17 protein-coding genes (1 of these 17 running past the window's edge) are annotated in these 16,696 nt (G+C 46.3%); 9 read left to right on the top strand and 8 right to left on the bottom strand.

Annotated elements, in window-relative coordinates:
* Window positions 1-2 precede the first annotated feature (2 nt).
* From DLM76_RS02485 to DLM76_RS02470, 4 genes are read left to right on the top strand one after another with little or no spacing between them, the layout of a single operon-like run.
* A complete protein-coding gene (locus tag DLM76_RS02485; RefSeq protein WP_118964266.1) occupies window positions 3-464 on the top strand; it encodes a tRNA (cytidine(34)-2'-O)-methyltransferase in 462 nt (153 codons plus the stop codon).
* Between the two features lie 45 nt (window positions 465-509).
* Window positions 510-1,178, top strand: coding sequence for an ATP-binding protein (locus tag DLM76_RS02480; protein WP_118955118.1), 669 nt, complete (start codon window positions 510-512; stop codon window positions 1,176-1,178).
* 2 nt (window positions 1,179-1,180) lie between these two features.
* On the top strand, window positions 1,181-3,181 hold the full coding sequence (uvrB, locus tag DLM76_RS02475; RefSeq protein ID WP_118964265.1) for an excinuclease ABC subunit UvrB: 2,001 nt from the start codon (window positions 1,181-1,183) through the stop codon (window positions 3,179-3,181).
* A gap of 16 nt (window positions 3,182-3,197) precedes the next feature.
* On the top strand, window positions 3,198-3,800 hold the full coding sequence (locus DLM76_RS02470) for a rhomboid family intramembrane serine protease (RefSeq protein WP_118964264.1): 603 nt from the start codon (window positions 3,198-3,200) through the stop codon (window positions 3,798-3,800).
* Between the two features lie 7 nt (window positions 3,801-3,807).
* Here the strand turns inward: DLM76_RS02470 and cutA are convergent, their stop codons facing one another.
* Together cutA and DLM76_RS02460 are read right to left on the bottom strand one after the other, a co-directional pair.
* Window positions 3,808-4,140, bottom strand: a complete 333-nt coding sequence (gene cutA, locus DLM76_RS02465) for a divalent-cation tolerance protein CutA (protein ID WP_118955121.1) — start codon at window positions 4,138-4,140, stop codon at window positions 3,808-3,810.
* Window positions 4,141-4,319: 179 nt separating this feature from the next.
* Complete coding sequence (locus DLM76_RS02460; protein WP_167450710.1) at window positions 4,320-4,799, bottom strand: LIC_10730 family protein; 480 nt, start codon at window positions 4,797-4,799, stop codon at window positions 4,320-4,322.
* A 423-nt stretch (window positions 4,800-5,222) separates the two neighbouring features.
* Here DLM76_RS02460 and DLM76_RS02455 point away from each other — a divergent pair, with 423 nt between their 5' ends.
* Window positions 5,223-6,434, top strand: a complete 1,212-nt coding sequence (locus DLM76_RS02455) for a serine hydrolase domain-containing protein (RefSeq protein ID WP_118964263.1) — start codon at window positions 5,223-5,225, stop codon at window positions 6,432-6,434.
* 112 nt (window positions 6,435-6,546) lie between these two features.
* Here the strand turns inward: DLM76_RS02455 and DLM76_RS02450 are convergent, their stop codons facing one another.
* From DLM76_RS02450 to DLM76_RS02440, 3 genes are all read right to left on the bottom strand, one after another.
* Window positions 6,547-7,149, bottom strand: coding sequence for a TetR/AcrR family transcriptional regulator (locus tag DLM76_RS02450; protein ID WP_118955123.1), 603 nt, complete (start codon window positions 7,147-7,149; stop codon window positions 6,547-6,549).
* 3 nt (window positions 7,150-7,152) lie between these two features.
* Window positions 7,153-8,142, bottom strand: coding sequence for an aldo/keto reductase (locus tag DLM76_RS02445; protein ID WP_118964543.1), 990 nt, complete (start codon window positions 8,140-8,142; stop codon window positions 7,153-7,155).
* A gap of 373 nt (window positions 8,143-8,515) precedes the next feature.
* Window positions 8,516-9,211, bottom strand: a complete 696-nt coding sequence (locus DLM76_RS02440; protein ID WP_118955206.1) for a DJ-1/PfpI family protein — start codon at window positions 9,209-9,211, stop codon at window positions 8,516-8,518.
* A 104-nt stretch (window positions 9,212-9,315) separates the two neighbouring features.
* Here DLM76_RS02440 and DLM76_RS02435 point away from each other — a divergent pair, with 104 nt between their 5' ends.
* The gene (locus DLM76_RS02435) at window positions 9,316-10,005 is read left to right on the top strand and encodes an HAD-IA family hydrolase (protein WP_118955124.1); all 690 of its coding nucleotides are present in this window, start codon (window positions 9,316-9,318) and stop codon (window positions 10,003-10,005) included.
* A gap of 12 nt (window positions 10,006-10,017) precedes the next feature.
* On the top strand, window positions 10,018-10,638 hold the full coding sequence (locus DLM76_RS02430; RefSeq protein ID WP_118955125.1) for a trimeric intracellular cation channel family protein: 621 nt from the start codon (window positions 10,018-10,020) through the stop codon (window positions 10,636-10,638).
* A 71-nt stretch (window positions 10,639-10,709) separates the two neighbouring features.
* Here DLM76_RS02430 and DLM76_RS02425 read toward each other — a convergent pair whose 3' ends face one another.
* Window positions 10,710-13,010 (bottom strand): neutral/alkaline non-lysosomal ceramidase N-terminal domain-containing protein, encoded by a 2,301-nt coding sequence (locus DLM76_RS02425; protein ID WP_118964262.1) that lies wholly within the window; start codon window positions 13,008-13,010, stop codon window positions 10,710-10,712.
* Window positions 13,011-13,951: 941 nt separating this feature from the next.
* On the opposite strand from DLM76_RS02425, the gene DLM76_RS02415 reads away from it, so the two are divergent.
* On the top strand, window positions 13,952-14,956 hold the full coding sequence (locus DLM76_RS02415; protein WP_118964260.1) for a hypothetical protein: 1,005 nt from the start codon (window positions 13,952-13,954) through the stop codon (window positions 14,954-14,956).
* Between the two features lie 132 nt (window positions 14,957-15,088).
* Window positions 15,089-15,718, top strand: coding sequence for a CDGSH iron-sulfur domain-containing protein (locus DLM76_RS02410; protein ID WP_118964259.1), 630 nt, complete (start codon window positions 15,089-15,091; stop codon window positions 15,716-15,718).
* A gap of 101 nt (window positions 15,719-15,819) precedes the next feature.
* On the opposite strand, the gene DLM76_RS02405 is transcribed toward DLM76_RS02410, so the two are convergent.
* Together DLM76_RS02405 and sph are read right to left on the bottom strand one after the other, a co-directional pair.
* Window positions 15,820-16,428 carry a glycosyltransferase gene (locus DLM76_RS02405; protein WP_118964258.1) on the bottom strand — a complete coding sequence of 203 codons (609 nt, stop codon included), beginning with the start codon at window positions 16,426-16,428 and terminating at the stop codon, window positions 15,820-15,822.
* Between the two features lie 50 nt (window positions 16,429-16,478).
* Window positions 16,479-16,696, bottom strand: partial view of a sphingomyelin phosphodiesterase gene (gene sph / locus DLM76_RS02400; RefSeq protein WP_241548184.1) — the 3' end only. The gene runs 1,411 nt beyond the window's last position; only the last 218 of its 1,629 coding nucleotides appear in the window; its start codon lies beyond the right edge, outside the window; it ends in the stop codon at window positions 16,479-16,481.

The raw sequence follows: 16,696 nt of genomic DNA, 5'->3' as shown, positions 1-16,696 counted from the left end.
CGATGCCTCTGCATATAGGACTCTACAGACCCGAGATCCCTCCCAACACCGGAAACATCGCGAGACTTTGCGTGGCCTTGGGAGCGGAACTCCATATCGTCGGACAAGCCGCGTTCGACCTTTCGGAAAAGGCAGCGCGCAGAGCGGGGCTCGACTACTGGGATAAGGTGAAACTTTCACTTCATCCTTCTTTAGAAGAATTTAAAGCGGTCCTTCCGGAGGGAACGGATCTGTATCTGATTTCGATTCACGGTAGGCGCTCTTACACGGACGTTCGCTACAAGGACGGAGACGCTTTTTTGTTCGGAAACGAGACGTCGGGTGTTCCCGCCGAACTGAAAAATTCTTGGAATGCGGAGAAGATCTTAAAAATTCCGATGGAAGATTCTTCCCGTTGTTTGAATCTGAGCAATTCAGTCGCGGTGATTTCGTACGAAGCGATGCGCCAAATCCGGTCCTGGTAAAAACGGATTTACACGTTCAGAATTCCACACTCCAATGGATAAAGTATGAGCTTCCATCTTTCTCGAGAAGAAATCGAAAAGCAGATTCAGTCGATGCTTTCTCAGGGGTTGACCGGCTCCGTGAACGATTTTTTCGCGTGGATTCGGATGGAAACTCTCCGCAAATTCAAGGACGAACCCGATATCGAAAATTCGGTCGTCTCCGAAATCCTCGAAGGTTTCGTAAATTCGGGAACTGTGAAACGCAGCAAGTTCAACGCGAAGGAATTTCACATTCATCCCGATCAAATCCAGGGAAAAAAATTCCCGTCTAAGGACAGTTATGTTCTTCTCGGCAAGATCGCGTATCAGCCGATGCAATACGTCCGAAGCCGTCTCGAATTCTTCTTAAAAAGTCAGGGAACTCCCGAGGACATCGTCATCGATCTTTGTATCGGCGCGTTGGAAGCGGTCGAAAACGCCGTAAAATACGGGGACGGAACCGAGGTCGAAGTGGAATATTCCATCGACCGGGATAAAACGCTCTTCATCAAAATCGTAAACAACCTCAAAGAATTGAATCTGGAACAGGACATCGAACGTGGAAAATTCTCCTCCACCGCGACTCTCATGCGCGGTATGATGGTGATGCAGAAATTGTTCGACGAACTCGATCTGGAAATCTTAGAAGATAGAAAACAGGCTCAGTTCAACGCCAAGAAAAAACTTTCGTAGTTATGGCCGCCGTATTTAAAATCCATTCCGCATATCAACCCGCCGGAGATCAGGTTAAGGCGATCGAAAACATCGCTTCTTCTTTCAAAAAGGGAGAAGAGAAAGTCACCCTCGTGGGCGTGACGGGTTCCGGTAAAACGTTCACGATGGCTCAGGTGATTCAGAATCTCGGATTACCTACGCTCGTCTTGTCGCATAACAAAACTTTGGCGGCACAGCTCTTCCGAGAATTCAAGGAATTCTTTCCCGAAAACGCGGTGGAATATTTCGTTTCGTATTACGATTACTATCAACCCGAAGCGTATGTTCCTTCTTCCGATACGTTCATCGAAAAGGACAGCTCGATCAACGAAGAGATCGATAAACTCAGGTTGCGCGCTACTTCTTCCCTTTTGGAACGGGAGGACGTGGTCATCGTAAGTTCGGTTTCCTGCATCTACGGTTTGGGTTCGCCGGAAGAATATACGAACTCCGTTGTCGCATTAAAAGTGGGTGATACGATAGAGCGCGACGCGGTGATCCGCAAACTTCTTCATATTCAATACAATCGAAACGACATCGACTTTTCGAGGGGAAACTTCCGCGTAAGAGGGGATTCGATCGAAATTTATCCTGCGTATCATACCGACGGAATCCGGATCGAATTTTTCGGGGACGAGATCGACTCGATCAGCAGAATCAATCCGGTAACGGCGCAAACCCTTCTTAAATTAGAAAAAGCGTATATATATCCCGCAAAACACTTCATCACTTCCGGTCCCAAGGTCAAAGAAGCGGTCGAAAACATCCGTTCCGAAATGGAAATGCAGGCGGATTTTTTTAGAAAGAACAACAAACTTCTCGAAGCGGAACGGATCACTTCCCGCACGAATTACGATATGGAAATGCTTCAGGAGATGGGATACTGCAACGGAATCGAAAACTATTCCAGACATTTGACCGGAAGAAAAGCCGGAGAACGTCCAGCTTGTCTCATCGACTACTTTCAGGGAGAATTTCTTTTGATCGTGGACGAATCGCACGTTACGATTCCTCAGATCGGAGGAATGTTCGCGGGTGACAAAGCCCGCAAACAGACGTTAGTCGACTTCGGCTTCCGGCTTCCGAGCGCGCTCGACAACCGCCCTTTGAACTTCAACGAGTTCGAAACGTTGACTCCGAAAACCTTGTATGTATCCGCAACTCCGGCCGAATACGAATTGGAAAAAAGTTCCAAAGTCGTGGAGCAAATCATTCGTCCCACCGGACTTTTGGATCCGATCGTGGAAGTGCGTCCCACTAAAAATCAGATCGAGGATCTTCTCGTCGAAATCCGCAAACGGATCGAAGCCGGAGAACGCGTTTTGGTGACGACTCTCACGAAAAAAATGTCGGAAGATTTGACGGATTATTACGAAGAGATCGGCTTGAAGGTCGCTTATCTTCACTCCGAAGTGGAAACTTTGGATCGTGTCGCGATCATCCGCGATTTGCGGAAAGGGATTCACGACGTTCTGATCGGGATCAATCTTTTACGGGAAGGTTTGGATATTCCCGAGGTTTCGCTGGTTGCGATTTTGGACGCGGACAAGGAAGGTTTTTTAAGAAATTATAAATCTCTTATACAGACCATCGGTCGCGCCGCGAGGAACGTGAACGGAACCGCGATTCTTTACGCGGATAAGATGACGGACTCGATGGCCAAGGCGATCGACGAAACGAAACGGCGGAGACAGATTCAGGAAGAACACAACCTGAAATTCGGAATCACTCCGCTCACGATCAAAAAAGAAGTCAGCGACATCATAGAAAGGGAAGAAAAAGAACAAACCTCCGAGGATCTGATTCTCGAAGACGTGGATAAAAAATTCAATTCGAAGAAGTTCCCGAACAAGGAAGAATTGAAGGATAAACTCCGCGAAGAGATGATGAAGGCCGCTAAGGATCTGGATTTCGAAAGAGCCGCGATCCTACGGGATAAGATGTTGTCGATTCAGACGAACGATTCTTCCGCAGAAAACTAACACAAAGGAATTCATCTTGATTACGATACTGATCTGTCTTGTCACTTTCGGTTTGAGCGTTTGGTGTTTTGCGTCCGAGGAAAAACTCGGAAAATTCATTCTAACACCGTATCGACTAGAGCGGGATAAGAATTATTACACGCTTCTTACTTCCGGTTTTATTCACGCCGATTGGATGCATTTGATCTTCAACATGGTTTCGTTTTATTCGTTTGGGAAGAATTTGGAACTGACCGTAGGCCCGATCAAGTTTCTGATTTTTTATCTAGGAACGATTCTGATTACGAGCGTCATTTCCTGGAGAAAGAATTCGGATAACCCGCTTTATGCGACTCTCGGAGCGTCGGGCGGCGTTTGCGGAGTTTTGTTCGCTACGATTCTGTTTTATCCGGGCTTATCGCTTTATATGATGTTTATTCCGATCCCGATTCCGGGCGCGATCTACGCCGTTCTTTACCTTGTGTATACGTATTTTTCTTCGAGAAACGCGGCGTCGGACGGAATCAATCACGACGCGCATCTTTGGGGTGCGTTATGCGGAATCGCATTCGCCCTTTTGCTGGAACCCGAAATCATCAGCAGGGTTTTGAGAAATATTACGGGCGGCGGAGAAGGTTAAGAGACGATCAGCCCGCCTTATCGATCTTCGCTTTAATGAATTTGCGATAATTCTCGCTGCCGAAACTTACGTCGAGACGGATGATTTCCGGAGCGAGGTAAGGGTGATGTTTCATGATGAATTCTTCGATCTTAGGATATTGATCCGATCTCGCCTTAATCATGATCTTGTTTTCCGTATCCATCGCGATCTTTCCGTCCCACTGATACATCAGCGTAACTTCGGGAAAAATCGTTCCTGAGATAATGATCCCTTCCTGAAGCATTTCTGAAATCTGAATCTCCGCGAGATCCCGATCGCTTAGCGTTGTAAATACGACGATTTCTTTTGAGTCGGCCATGTTTTCTCCAGGTGGGAAAGCATCGGCGATTTATCGGAAATGGCAAGAAATTTTTAACCGTTAAGCGGAAATGATAATTATAAGAATCTCTTCGGAATTAAAATCGGAACGGTATAAAAAACGTCGATTTTTTCCGGTTTTCGAAAGGCAAAATCTATATTAGGATTTTTGATTGAACCTCACTGGCTTTGAGGACCGGGAGTCGTCGGAGTTGTGCTCGTTTCTCCCGAAAGAATTCTACTCGGAAGTTTGCAGAATTGATTGCATCGATCCATACACTGTCTTTGTTTCGCGCTTCTGTAACCTATGATCGGCAAGAAAATGGACGTGAACGGATACCATTCCTCCATACAATTCCCCTGGCACTTCGCGAGAAGTTGCGTGCAGGCGTGTTCGTAGGAAAAACCGGAATCTCGGCCGTGAATCAATGCGAGACCGTCCGGAGAAAGGGGCGTTAGTTTTCCTTCCCGAATCAACCTGGCTCGTTCCGCTTGGGTAAGGTTTGCATCCTCGATCGTAGGAAACGCATCGGGAGAAGGGCCCTTCTTGACATTCTTCTCGTTCCCGTCCCAATCCACTCGAACGAGGCAACCCAGATGCGGAACAGCGACGCATAAAAAGCAGATCAATAAAGAACGAAGTATGAATGTACGATTCATCGGAATTGCCTTTCTGAATCTTCGCAGAAGATCCGAAAAAAAGCGATTCAAATCTTAAATCGCGACCCATCGGTTGCAATTTACTGAATCAGATGAAGGACGAGCGTAATTTTTACGCAACGCTTTCTATGAATCGCGTTTTGGGGCGCAACTTAGATCGGTCATCTTTGCTACGCAAAGAGCCACTCGGCATAATTCAATCTCGCTCCCTGAGCTCAGCAAGTCGCTTCCTAAAACGCGATCCGTAGAGAGCGTTTTACTGAGTTCGGGCGCTCATCTTTGCTACGCAAAGAGCTTTCGCCTGATCGCTCCGCGGGCTCCAGCTATCTCACTCCCTATGGGTCGTTCGATAAATTTCAAAATTGGGAAATCCAAAAGAAAAAGAATCGATTTGGTTGTTTTACTAAAAAGAGTGAGCGTTGTATGAGAATTTGGCTTTTTTTGATTTGGATCGGATTCGTTCTTTCCTGTGCTTCCACCCAGCCCGAGGGAGAAGTCGCTTTACGAAGCGCGGCGCGTTCATTCGCCCCGAAACAACTGAATCGAACTCCTTACGAAGGTTTTCCGATCGCTCTTCCCGAAGAAGCCGGTTTGGATTCCGCGCCCTTACTTCGCTTATCAAAATCGATCCGGGAAGAAGGAATCGAAGTCCGTTCTCTCCTGATCTTTAAAGACGGCAAGCTCGTGATGGAACGTTATGCGGGAGGAGTTACGCACGACCACAACCACAGCGTGTACTCCGTCACAAAAACGGTCACTTCCACCTTGCTCGGAATTCTCAACTTGGAAGGCGTTCTGAAAAACGTGGACGAACCTGTGATGAATTCTTTGCGTTCGCTCGGCAATCTTCCGTTTCCTCTTTTGGATGGAAAAGAATCCTTAAAACTCAGAGACGTTCTTCACATGGCTTCGGGAATGCGTTGGTCCGAGTTTCCCGAACGGGAAGACATTCGTACTGCGGAAGATCCTCTCGTAATCGCGCTGCTTCCCGAAGTGAAGGATAAACCCGGAACGAAGTTCGATTACAGCAACGGAGATTCTCAACTTGCCGCCGCGGTTTTGGAAAACAAAGCGGGAATGACTCTGCTTCATTTCGCCGAAAAGACTTTGTTCTCATGGCTCGATTTCAAAGGATATGAATGGTATACTTCTCCGTCGGGAAGACAAACCGCAGGTTTCGGTTTAAGACTCAAGCCGATCGATATGTTGAAGTTAGGCGTTCTGTATTTGGATAAAGGAATTTATCGAGGCAAAAAAATTCTTAAGCCCGACTGGATCAAGCAGGCGATCCAACCGGGAGCGTCGCAGAATTACGGTTATCAATTGTGGACGCATCAGTTCGAAGGAAAAAAAACGTTTATGGCGAACGGAAAGGGAAGTCAGTTCGTGTATGTGATTCCTCACAGAAGAATGGTGATCGTGACCACTTCGGCGATCTGGGACAAACCGATTTCATTTCTCTTGGATAAGATTCTTTCGGGAGTAAAGGAATCTTTGGATTCGAAAGATAAGAAAAAAAATCCGGAAAAGGAAGAAGCGTTCTTAAAGGAAATTCACGAGGCTTCGATTACGATCGGGAATTCCGCGTTATGGAAGGACTTGGACGAACCGCATTTGATTCATCCTAAACATTAGAAAAGAAGAATTTTCTTCGGGCATCGATTGTTCCGACTAAGAATCGCCGCAAAAGTATGAATCAAAGATTTTTTGAAATGTGGGAACTCCTCTAAAATTCCCAAAAACCGGTTTACAACGTCTTTGATTTCAAACCCGCGAGCAAAGTTTTGATGAGCGCCTTGAGCGCTTGTCTGCGATCCTCTTCGATCGATTCCAAAACCAAACGGGGATGATGAAAGGACGCGGTTCCTTCGAAGAGAATTCTCGCTCCTTCCTTCGCGTTCGAACAATGAAACGTTCCGTTTGAAATTCCCGTTTGCACTAAGCCTTCGAGAAGTTCGGCCATGTGATTGAGATGGGACACGACGAACGGTCTGGTTTTTTCCGCGGAAAGATTGAACGCGCCGAAAAGGCGGGGATCGGAAAGAACCTTTTCACGTTTCATCGTGTGCAAGGTTGTGAACCATTCGGTGAGAATCGTTTCGACCGGAGAATTCTGTTTCGAAATTCTTTCCAATTCCCGATCGATTCTATCCAGCCATCGTTTGGAAACCTCGTCCAGAAGAGACTGTTTGTCCGAAAAAAATTTATAGAGAGCCGCGTGACTGACATTGAGCTCTCTTGCAATGTCGGTCAGCTTAAGACGTTCGACTCCGTTGCGTCGGATTTCTTCCTCCGTCGAATCGAGCGCCTTGTTATAAAGTTCATCGGGCGTTAAGCCTGTTCTGGGCATACATCATTTGGCTACGGTCTGCATCTGAAACGCGGGATATCTTTCTCCTTGGAAGGAACCGTCCGGAAACGCTTCCGAGATTCGATTCAATTCTTCGCGGTTGAGAGATATGTTCAGCGCGCCTAAGTTTTCCTTCAGACTTCCCGTCTTCGTGGAACCGATCAAAGGAACGATATCGTCTCCTTGATGAAGCACCCACGCGATCGCGAGTTGTGCGGGACTACAGCCTTTTTCCTTTGCAAGTTCTTGAAGCAGATTGACCCGCTCCAGATTGGATTCAAGGTTTTTTCCCATAAAGCGCGGAGAATGATTTCTAAAATCTCCGCTTTCCAGTTGGCCCGAAATTTTTCCGGAAAGAAGTCCTCTGGATAAAACTCCGTAAGCGACGATTCCGATTCCGAGTTCTCTTGCTGTGGAAAGAATTTCCTTTTCGATCAACCTCGTTGCCAACGAGTATTCGATCTCCAACGCGGTCACTGGATGGATTTTATGCGCACGTCGTATATTTTCGGGAGAAGCCTCCGATAATCCGAGATAACGCACTTTTCCTTCCTCGATCAGCTCTTTGATCGCACCCACCGTTTCTTCGATCGGTATGGTCGGATCTACGCGGGACGGTTGATAGATATCGATCGCTTCCACTCCGAGTCGGGTTAGGGAATACGCGGCGAAATTTTTGACCGCGGCGGGTCTTGCATCGTAACCGGTAAACCCTCCTTGCGGAGTTCTCATCGCTCCGAACTTTACGCTGATCAGCGGTTGGTTCGGAGCCGACTTCAATGCCTCCGCGATCAACAACTCGTTGTGTCCGATCCCGTAAAAATCCCCCGTGTTCAGAAGATTGATTCCCGCATCCAGAGCCGTGTGAATCGTGCGAATGCTTTCGGCCCGATCCCGAGTCTCCTTTGTGCCGTAGAAGTCCGACATTCCCATACAACCGAGGCCGATTTCGGAAACGAGCGGTCCTTGTGTTCCTAACTTTCTTTGCTTCATCATTTGAATTTCTCCTGGGATGAAATTAGTTACAAATAACAAAATATGTAATTTGTAACTAAAGGTCAAGAATTTACTGTGCTTCAAGGAATGTGGGAACTCTTACAATCGGACCGTTTAGAGGTGTTTTGTTTTCAGATTATGTCTCATTAAAAAAGAAACATAGGCTGCAGTTCAGTTTTGAAGCAGGGGAGAATTCTCCCGTAGGTCGATTTTTTTTGTGAAGTGTGGGAGTTCCCACAAAAAGGGGCTGAGCCGAACTCGAATCTTCCTTAAATTCCTGGAAAGAAGTAGGAGGTCCTACAAAACGATCGGAAAAACGCAGGAGTTCCCACACCCTTTCCGAATGCTCGGACGAACCCGCGTCGGTCGGTTAATTTCTCGGCCGCGCTTCTAAGACCCGGATCGCGGCAGCTTTCCGACGATTCTGAGCGGTCTCCCGACTTGACTTCACCTTCTCAACCAAATGAGAAGTTGCCGTTGTAGGATGACCGGAAGTAAACGGAGGAGCCGGATTGTATTCGATCATCAATTGAATTTCTTCCGCAAGATCGGTTCCGAAAAATTCGGCGGTCAGGAAAAGCGCGAAGTCGATTCCCGCGGTAACGCCGCCCCCAGTGATTCTGTTTCGATCTTTGACGAAACGTTCTCCCGAAATCTGAACCGGAAATAATTTTAAGACATCCAAAGAAAGCCAGTGTGTGGTCGCTTTGTAACCGTCGAGAAGACCCGCCGCGGCGAGAACCAAGGAACCCGTGCAGACGGAAGTGATGAACTTGGACTTCTCCGCTTTCTCTTTTAAAAAATCAAGAACCTCGAATTCTTCCATTAAGATCGTCGTGCCGGAGCCGCCCGGAACAAGAAGAATGTCCAGATCGGGACAATCCGAAAAATCATAATCGGGGATGAACTTCATTCCCGATTCCGTAGTGATCGCTCCTTTCGTTTGCGCAAAAAGAAAGACCTTAGCGTTCGGGATTCTCGAAAACACTTCGTAAGGTCCGGTGAAGTCGAGTTGTGTGACACCGGAAAAAATAAAGATTCCAATGGAGAAGTTCGCGCTTGGCATACCCAGAGCATGAATCTTGGAACGCGGCTTACAAGTCATTTTTGAATTCGAAAATACGATCGAAACCTTGATGCAAAAACATCGGGGTCGATAAAAGTAAGTCCGTGCGTTATCATAAATATCTGTTCTTGGACGTGGGCGACACGATCCTTCATCTGAAAAAATCGGCGGGTGAGACCTACCTTGAGATTCTTTTGGAAGCCGGTTTAAAAAAAGAAAAGAATGCGGGAGAAGTGTATCGGAAGGCCTTTTCCGAATCTTGGCATAAGATGAATGAGAACGCTCCTCCGGATCATCGCGACAAATATCAACATCATCCGGGAGGGACGCCCGGTTGGTGGAAGGAGCTGCTTGAGGATTTTTTGGAAAGAATTCCGGATCGTGTATCGATTGAAAAAGCCTTTCCGATCATCTATCATAGATTTGCGGATCCGGAACTTTGGACCGTCGATCCGGGCTTTTGGGATCTCAAGGAACATTGTAAAAATGAGAATTGGGGACTCGGCGTGATTTCGAATTGGGATCACAGACTCAAAGCGCTTCTGGAAGCGAAAGGAATATTAGAATATTTGAATCCGGTAATCGTAAGCGCGGAGTTCGGTTACGAAAAGCCGTCTCCGAAGATTTTTGAAGAAGCGATGCGTCTTGTGGAACTTCCGGGAGAATCCCTCGTATATTGCGGAGATAAATACGATCTCGACGTCGCCGTGCCGAAATCCCTCGGTTGGAGATCGTATCTGAAAAAGAAAGACGGGGATCTGAACTCACTATCGGAACTGATCCAACTTTTGTAGATTTAGAATCGTATGGATTTATCGTATTACATCGAACTGACTGGCGTTGGATTCTTTGCGATCTCGGGCGCGTTGGCGGCGGCCGAAAAGAAGGGACATCATCACGATATTTTCAGTGCGTTCTTTACGGGTTTTATCACCGCCATCGGAGGAGGAACTCTGAGAGACATCACTCTTGGAAATTATCCGGTCGCCTGGGTTCGGGATGAGAACGTACTCTGGGCGATCTTTATCGGCTTTATCGTCACCCTTTTGTTCGCTCGTTATTGGGGAAGATTTCGAAGGGAGATCTTTCTTTTCGATTCGATCGGAATCGGTATTTATACGGTGATCGGAACGAAGATCTCCCTTGCGGCCGGAGTCAATCCGTTCGGATCGGTCATTCTCGGAATGATTTCCGCGATTTTCGGAGGAGTGATCCGCGATACTTTGATCAACGAAGTCCCTTTGATCTTTCGAAAGGAAATTTACGCGACCGCTTGTCTTGCGGGCGCCACGCTCTACATTCTATTAGGATATTTGAATGTGAATTCCGACTGGAACATGGGACTTTCCGTCCTTTTAGTCGTGACGATCCGGATCGTGGCGGTCCGTTTTAATTTATCCCTTCCACTCTTCCGTCTTCCGTATTAGATAGGTTGTCGGAAAAGAAGCCGCAGCCGCGAAACGGACATCGCGGCTTCTTTTGGAAACGGAAATCCGATTTACTGTAGGGTGAATTCTTTGGATGTTCCCGTAACTTTTTTATAGGTCCAAAAGAATACCCAGAATTGTTTTGCCAGACCGTTGTAGACGATTCTGTATGTTCCCGGACTTTGATTCCGAACCAGCCATGTGATCGTAACCTCCGAAGTCGGAGAAAGATCTCCTCCCGTTCTTGCCCAATCGAACGCCGTGTAAGGATTGTTATCCGTCGCGATCGTAGTCCATTGGGTTCCGTTTTTCTTTTGGATTTCCAGATAGGAATAACGGCTCGGATCGTAAAAGGACGCGAGAGTTCCGTCCAACTTCTTATCTTGAACGACGCGCGGATGTGTTCCTTGAAACTTAGTTATTACCGTATCTCTTGTTTTATTGTAGGAATTGTTCGCATCCGTTAGAACCTTTCCGAAATCGCCTCCGTCGTTTACGATTCCGTTTTGCGACAACCAAGTTTGAACGAACTGTTGATTGGAAAGGTCGGGAGGATTCGGTCCGGGACTCGTGGTTCTTCCCGCGACTATATCCTTCGCAATTCGATCAAACTCTTGTTGAATTGCGGCGTTCGACCAGGGACCATACGCTGTAAAACCTCCCTCGAAGTGCTGTGCGGAATATTCTTCCCGGGTTGTCAGATATTGCGCGTAAGCGTTCGCCATCGCTCCCACGATCACGTTCGTATAACCTGCGTTAGCTAAAGTGGAGGAGACTCTTGCTTTCAATCTTCTTCCCGCTTGGGTTGTGATTTCGAAAGGCGCCGTCAGGATCGCCGTGTTTCCGATCGTCAATACTTGCAAAGGAAGAATCACAGGAACGAACGGAACCTGAGGATTCGGAAACCAAAAGCTGTCGACTTCTCCCACGGGAAGAAGAGTAAACTTCTCCTTATCGCATTCCTCGTATTTGGTGGAGTTTAACGCGAGTTGTGCAAGAGGCCAAAGCGCTCCCAAAATCTGAGCGGCTCCGCTTAAATTGGAAAGATTGTATTTTTTCTTAACCCAAACTCCGTTTTCTAAAACGAAATCATTCCGAATCTCTCCTTCTTTAGCGAATTCAACCGGAGCGCCTTCTTCGTCCCCCGCAAGAAATCCTCCGCCGATCGTCGCGACACAAGTCGTAGCATTGGACGTCGTATCCCAAGGCATGCTGTTCGAACCGATATACGAAGAATCGATCGCAGTTTTTCTATTCCAAGTAACGTGAGAATGTCGATAACCTACGTTACCCGTAACCGTGTTCGTGGCGGAGTTGTACAACTCGAGAGCTTTGTTTCCCTGAAGAGTTCCGTGAACGATCGGATTTTCCAGAGCGTCGAGATTCGGATCTAAGTCGTTCGGTCTTAGAAACGGTTTCGTGACGTCTGTAGGATTCGGTTGATTCGGACTTGAATCCCCCATCGGACCTTGGGGAAATGCCGCGACAAAATTGTTTCCCATCGTAGTTTCCACAAGATAAGAAGCGTATCCTTTGTTGTCTCCGTGCGCTCTTCGGTTTGTAATCCCCAAAGAAGTTCCGTGAACTGCGAACCAGTTTACGAGACCGATCGGAGATCCGTCGATTCCTTCGAAACGGAGAAGGGTCATCGTGTCCTCGATGTTCTTTGTGTAATTCGATTTATCCAAGTTCCATTCGTAAGCGGCGGAAGAACGATTGTGGGCCGCTCCGGAAAGGGTTCCGGATGCGATGCGGATTCTTGCTTGTTTTCGCTGATTATAAGCGGCTTTGATCGCTTCGGCGGTTCCGTTTACAATGATATTGTAATGCACTTTGTCGAATCCGACGACTCCGTTGAAGAGATTGAACAACGTGTACCAGGAGACGTTGGAGGGAGCGGAATGCGTGTGAGTCGCGAATAAAACCACGTTCTCCCGATTAAAAACGGAACCGTAACCATCGGCCTGTAGTTTTTGGATCACTCCCATCTTTACGCTCTGATACATGTGAAGCATGTCGTTCGTAACGATTGCGACCGTGTTTCCGCCCGGGCGTTCGATGACAAAGGCTCTTGAAAACAGACGCATTGCCAGACCGGACATTTGATCTCCGGGACTATTGTAGCCGGTGCTTGATTGAACAAACGGACCGGTAATGTCGGCTTTTCCCGCTCCGATTAAAAATACGTCCGGTGCGGTCGATGTAAGAAGCGTCTGTCCATCGGCGGGTTTTCGATCGTTGAGATTTGCCGAATTGTTCGTTTCGTTTAACAACGCTAAGATTGATTCGTTATCGTTCCTCTTATCCGAACAATTCGGTAATACGAAACACAAGAGACCGATACAGATGATTTTCGATATTTCTTTTTTCATATTCATCCTCTTCACTGAATCGAAGGCATATCCGAAATCGAAAGAAGATCAAACAAAAATTAAAAACTCATATAAAATTAATCCGTTCGATGAAAAGGAATTTGTTCCGAATTTATTTTAGAACAGAGTTCTGCATTATCAAACGGTGTTTTATAATCGAAATATAAGTGATCGGTAAGTGAAGAAGAGAGATGGACGTTCGAAAAAGATAATTCAGCCGTTTTCTATCAGCGTCGAGCGAACATGAGTCTACTTTGATTCAAAATCTTGTCGAGTAAAAATTGAAATCTCGCACACAATCAAGGTAACGATTAAATATATTATAAATTATGAATGTATATGGATGAAAATAATTGATTTTTTGTGCAAGAGCCGGTTCGCCGGGAGCAACGTTTGTTATTGTTCGAAGAAGCGGAGTGATTGAAGCGATCCGATTCTATGGAAAAAATGTTCCTCAGCGCAATGAGTGATTTTTGTTGGAGAGCGATTTTATCAAAACGGAACTTATAGAGACGCTTCTTTCGAATTTTGTATTCGTTCCTTAGCCGATTTTGAAATGCGAATTCGTTTCTAATGTCGACCTGACGAAAGTCAAAGTCATCTTTCTTTCCAGCCGAATTCCATTTTCAAAAGCACAAGTTTCATCAAAAAAAATCTTAAAGAACCTCTGCTTGATTCTTCCTGACGTGTTATAAGGGACTTTTTTGCATTTTTGAAAGAAAATGCGGGCCAATATTTGGTCCGACAAATTACCTGCAAAAAAATCACCTTGACTCTTTTTCCCAAAAATTCTCTCCGCAAACCTAAAAAAAACCGATTTCCCGACAGGATTGTTCTTGTGAGAGCGGCGGATTCCCGTATGAAGAGTCGGAATTCTCCGATTTGAGCTTCAATACGGAAATCGAATCGGATCTAAAAAGCAAATCGATGTAAAGGGACTTATGAGCGGGATTATCTCCAATTTCAATCATCCTAGATTTAAACCGAACGACGCAAACGGTCACTATGAAAGCTGGTTCGTCCGAGCCAACGATCCGAATTCTCATCGAGCATTATGGATTCGTTATACGATTTTTTCGCCGAAACGACATCCCGAAAATGCGATCGGCGAACTTTGGGCGATCTATTTCGACGGGGACAAGAAAAGCCACTTTGTTTCCAAGTCGGAGTTCCCGATCGATCAATGCAAATTTCAATCCACTCCGCTTTCCGTAGTGATCGGCGGATCGGAACTGACGGATTCTTATTTAATCGGAAAAGCCGGAAATAAAAAAGGTCCGGAGAATTTTTTCTGGGATTTGAAAATTTCAGGAGGCAGTCCTCCTCTTTTTCTTTTTCCCGAAAATCTGTATGAAGGTGGTTTTCCGAAAGCGAAGGTGTTGGTCGGAAATCCTTGGATCAAACTTTCCGGAACCTTAAAACTCGGCTCCGATGAAGTTTCGATCAAAGATTGGATCGGAAGCCACAATCATAACTGGGGATCAAAGCACACCGATCAATATGCTTGGGGGCAGGTCGTCGGCTTTGCGGAAGAGCCGGATTCTTTTCTGGAACTTGCAACGGCTAAGTTGAAGATCGGACCGATTTGGACTCCGGCGATCACGCCGATTGTGTTTCGTTTTCGCGGTAAGGATTATAAACTCAATCATCCTCTCGGCAGTTTCGGAAGAGCGAACTATCGCTACTTCGATTGGAATTTTTCGGCGAGTTCGAATGAGATTCAACTCAAAGGTAGAATTTATGCGGAACCGGACGACTTCGCTTGTCTTCAATATTGGAACCCGCCCGGCGGTTGGAAACATTGTCTTAACAGTAAAATCGCGAGCGCGGAACTTTATGTAAAACGAAAGGAGGATCTTGCTTTTTTGAAATTAACTTCGAATCGCAAAGCCGCATTCGAAATTCTTACGGACGATTTTTCGCACGGAATGAAACCGGAGGTTTAGGAGGAATCGAAATTCTCCGTTTTTCTTTGGAAGTATTGTACGAATCTACGTAACCTTCGGACGTCTTTACACGATTCTACTTGGTTTATTTTTCTTTTAGGATATAGTTTTATTCGATTCAGGAGTAAAAATATGGAAACGGTTTCCGGTAAGAATATCACGATTCAGTTCGACGGAAAAAAGTGCATTCACTCAAGAAATTGCGTTCTCAATCGACCGGACGTTTTCGTTCCGAACGTAAAGGGAGAATGGATTTATCCCGATCGCGCAACTTCGGGCGAAATTCAAAATCTTGCGTTGAACTGTCCTTCCGGCGCGATTCGTTTTACGAGCAAGATCGAATCGGAAAACGAAAAAGCTCCTCTTGTAAACTTAGTTCGAGTCCGCGAAAACGGTCCGCTTGCGTTCCATTCCGACTTGGAAATCATAGGGCAAACCGATCCGGGATTTCGCGTAACGTTATGTCGGTGCGGCGCCTCCAAAAACAAACCGTTCTGCGATTCAAGCCATAGCTCGATCGGATTCGCAGCGACCGGAGAACCGTTAACGGAAGAATCTTCTCCGTTGGAAGTCAGGAACGGAAAGGTTACAATCAAACCGACTCACAACGGTCCTTTAAAAGTGAGCGGGAATCTCGAAGTCTGTTCCGGTACGGGAAGAACCGTCAATCGTGTGACGGAGGCGTTCCTTTGCAGATGTGGAGGATCTTCAAACAAGCCGTATTGTGACGGAACGCACAAAAAGAACGGGTTTCAAGGTTAGAATTCTCCCTATAGACAAAGTTTATAACGGAAGAATTTCATACGCTTCGAAATGGAGAACGGTATTTTAATGTTATTATAATATTCTAAGAATTGAATGTTTTATAAGCCGAAATGACGGATTGCCAGCTTCCAATAAAGATACTGATGCAAAATCGTGATTTTGATCCAGCCTTGCTTTCGATATTTGCGATCGCTCGTATAAAGATAGGAGGGGATTCGGTTTAAGCGAATTCCCTTTTGTTGTGCCTTCCATACAAATAAAAGATCCTCGCCGTAAGAGGTTGATTCGTCGAAGCCGCCGAGGCTGAGGAATGTTCCCTTTTGAATACAAAGGCCTTGGTCCCCGAACGGGGAACGGAGAATTTGCGATCGAAGGTTGGCGCCGCATGCATTGATCTTCATCAGTCGGTGAGCAGGATAAAATCGCAGTTTGAAATAATGCAATACGTTCGGCTTTTCGGAAATCGCTTTTTTGAGAGAGGGGATCGTCTCGGAAGAAATACGGCTGTCTCCGTGAAGAAACCACAGGAATTCACCTTGGGATTGTTCGGCGCCTTTGTTCAAGGTTTGCGCCCGGTTTCGGCCCCTATCGCTTTGCGATACGATGATTTCCCAGTCGCTAGGCAGGCGAGGGGATAGTTCTTTTAAAAGCGAAGCGGTTTCCGTTTCTCCCTGTCGAACCGGAATGATTACGGAAACACGCTTCATCGAAGTTCAATGCTACGAGCGGCGAAACGTTCGACTATTCATTTTTTTACTTAAGGATAGATTAGATCTTGGCTCCAATCTCTTACGGGACTCCGGTCTAAGCGAAGATAAAACGTCTCCCTGCTCCCGATCGAATTCGTCCAAAGATATACGTGTTCGTTCCAGATCCCTCCGTTCCATACCGTTAGGTAATAGTAATTCCTCCAAAACGTATCATAATCTTTGAATGCGATTCTGCTTCCTTCGCGTAAACAGCCTCCGTCCAGAT

It is taken from the genome of Leptospira yasudae (assembly GCF_003545925.1).
In the GTDB taxonomy this organism is placed as follows: Bacteria; Spirochaetota; Leptospiria; order Leptospirales; family Leptospiraceae; genus Leptospira; species Leptospira yasudae.
Note: the sequence above shows the minus strand (reverse complement) of the source record. Positions and strands in the feature narration are given on the sequence as shown.

What these genes read in the sequence shown, in the direction of transcription:
- DLM76_RS02415 (WP_118964260.1), top strand. Translation starts at nt 13,952, where the DNA reads ATGAGCGGGATTATCTCCAATTTCAATCATCCTAGATTTAAACCGAAC.
- cutA (WP_118955121.1), bottom strand. Translation starts at nt 4,140, where the DNA reads ATGGCCGACTCAAAAGAAATCGTCGTATTTACAACGCTAAGCGATCGG.
- DLM76_RS02460 (WP_167450710.1), bottom strand. Translation starts at nt 4,799, where the DNA reads ATGAATCGTACATTCATACTTCGTTCTTTATTGATCTGCTTTTTATGC.
- DLM76_RS02410 (WP_118964259.1), top strand. Translation starts at nt 15,089, where the DNA reads ATGGAAACGGTTTCCGGTAAGAATATCACGATTCAGTTCGACGGAAAA.
- DLM76_RS02430 (WP_118955125.1), top strand. Translation starts at nt 10,018, where the DNA reads ATGGATTTATCGTATTACATCGAACTGACTGGCGTTGGATTCTTTGCG.
- DLM76_RS02455 (WP_118964263.1), top strand. Translation starts at nt 5,223, where the DNA reads ATGAGAATTTGGCTTTTTTTGATTTGGATCGGATTCGTTCTTTCCTGT.
- DLM76_RS02405 (WP_118964258.1), bottom strand. Translation starts at nt 16,428, where the DNA reads ATGAAGCGTGTTTCCGTAATCATTCCGGTTCGACAGGGAGAAACGGAA.
- DLM76_RS02485 (WP_118964266.1), top strand. Translation starts at nt 3, where the DNA reads ATGCCTCTGCATATAGGACTCTACAGACCCGAGATCCCTCCCAACACC.
- DLM76_RS02425 (WP_118964262.1), bottom strand. Translation starts at nt 13,010, where the DNA reads ATGAAAAAAGAAATATCGAAAATCATCTGTATCGGTCTCTTGTGTTTC.
- DLM76_RS02445 (WP_118964543.1), bottom strand. Translation starts at nt 8,142, where the DNA reads ATGAAGCAAAGAAAGTTAGGAACACAAGGACCGCTCGTTTCCGAAATC.
- DLM76_RS02450 (WP_118955123.1), bottom strand. Translation starts at nt 7,149, where the DNA reads ATGCCCAGAACAGGCTTAACGCCCGATGAACTTTATAACAAGGCGCTC.
- uvrB (WP_118964265.1), top strand. Translation starts at nt 1,181, where the DNA reads ATGGCCGCCGTATTTAAAATCCATTCCGCATATCAACCCGCCGGAGAT.
- DLM76_RS02480 (WP_118955118.1), top strand. Translation starts at nt 510, where the DNA reads ATGAGCTTCCATCTTTCTCGAGAAGAAATCGAAAAGCAGATTCAGTCG.
- DLM76_RS02440 (WP_118955206.1), bottom strand. Translation starts at nt 9,211, where the DNA reads ATGCCAAGCGCGAACTTCTCCATTGGAATCTTTATTTTTTCCGGTGTC.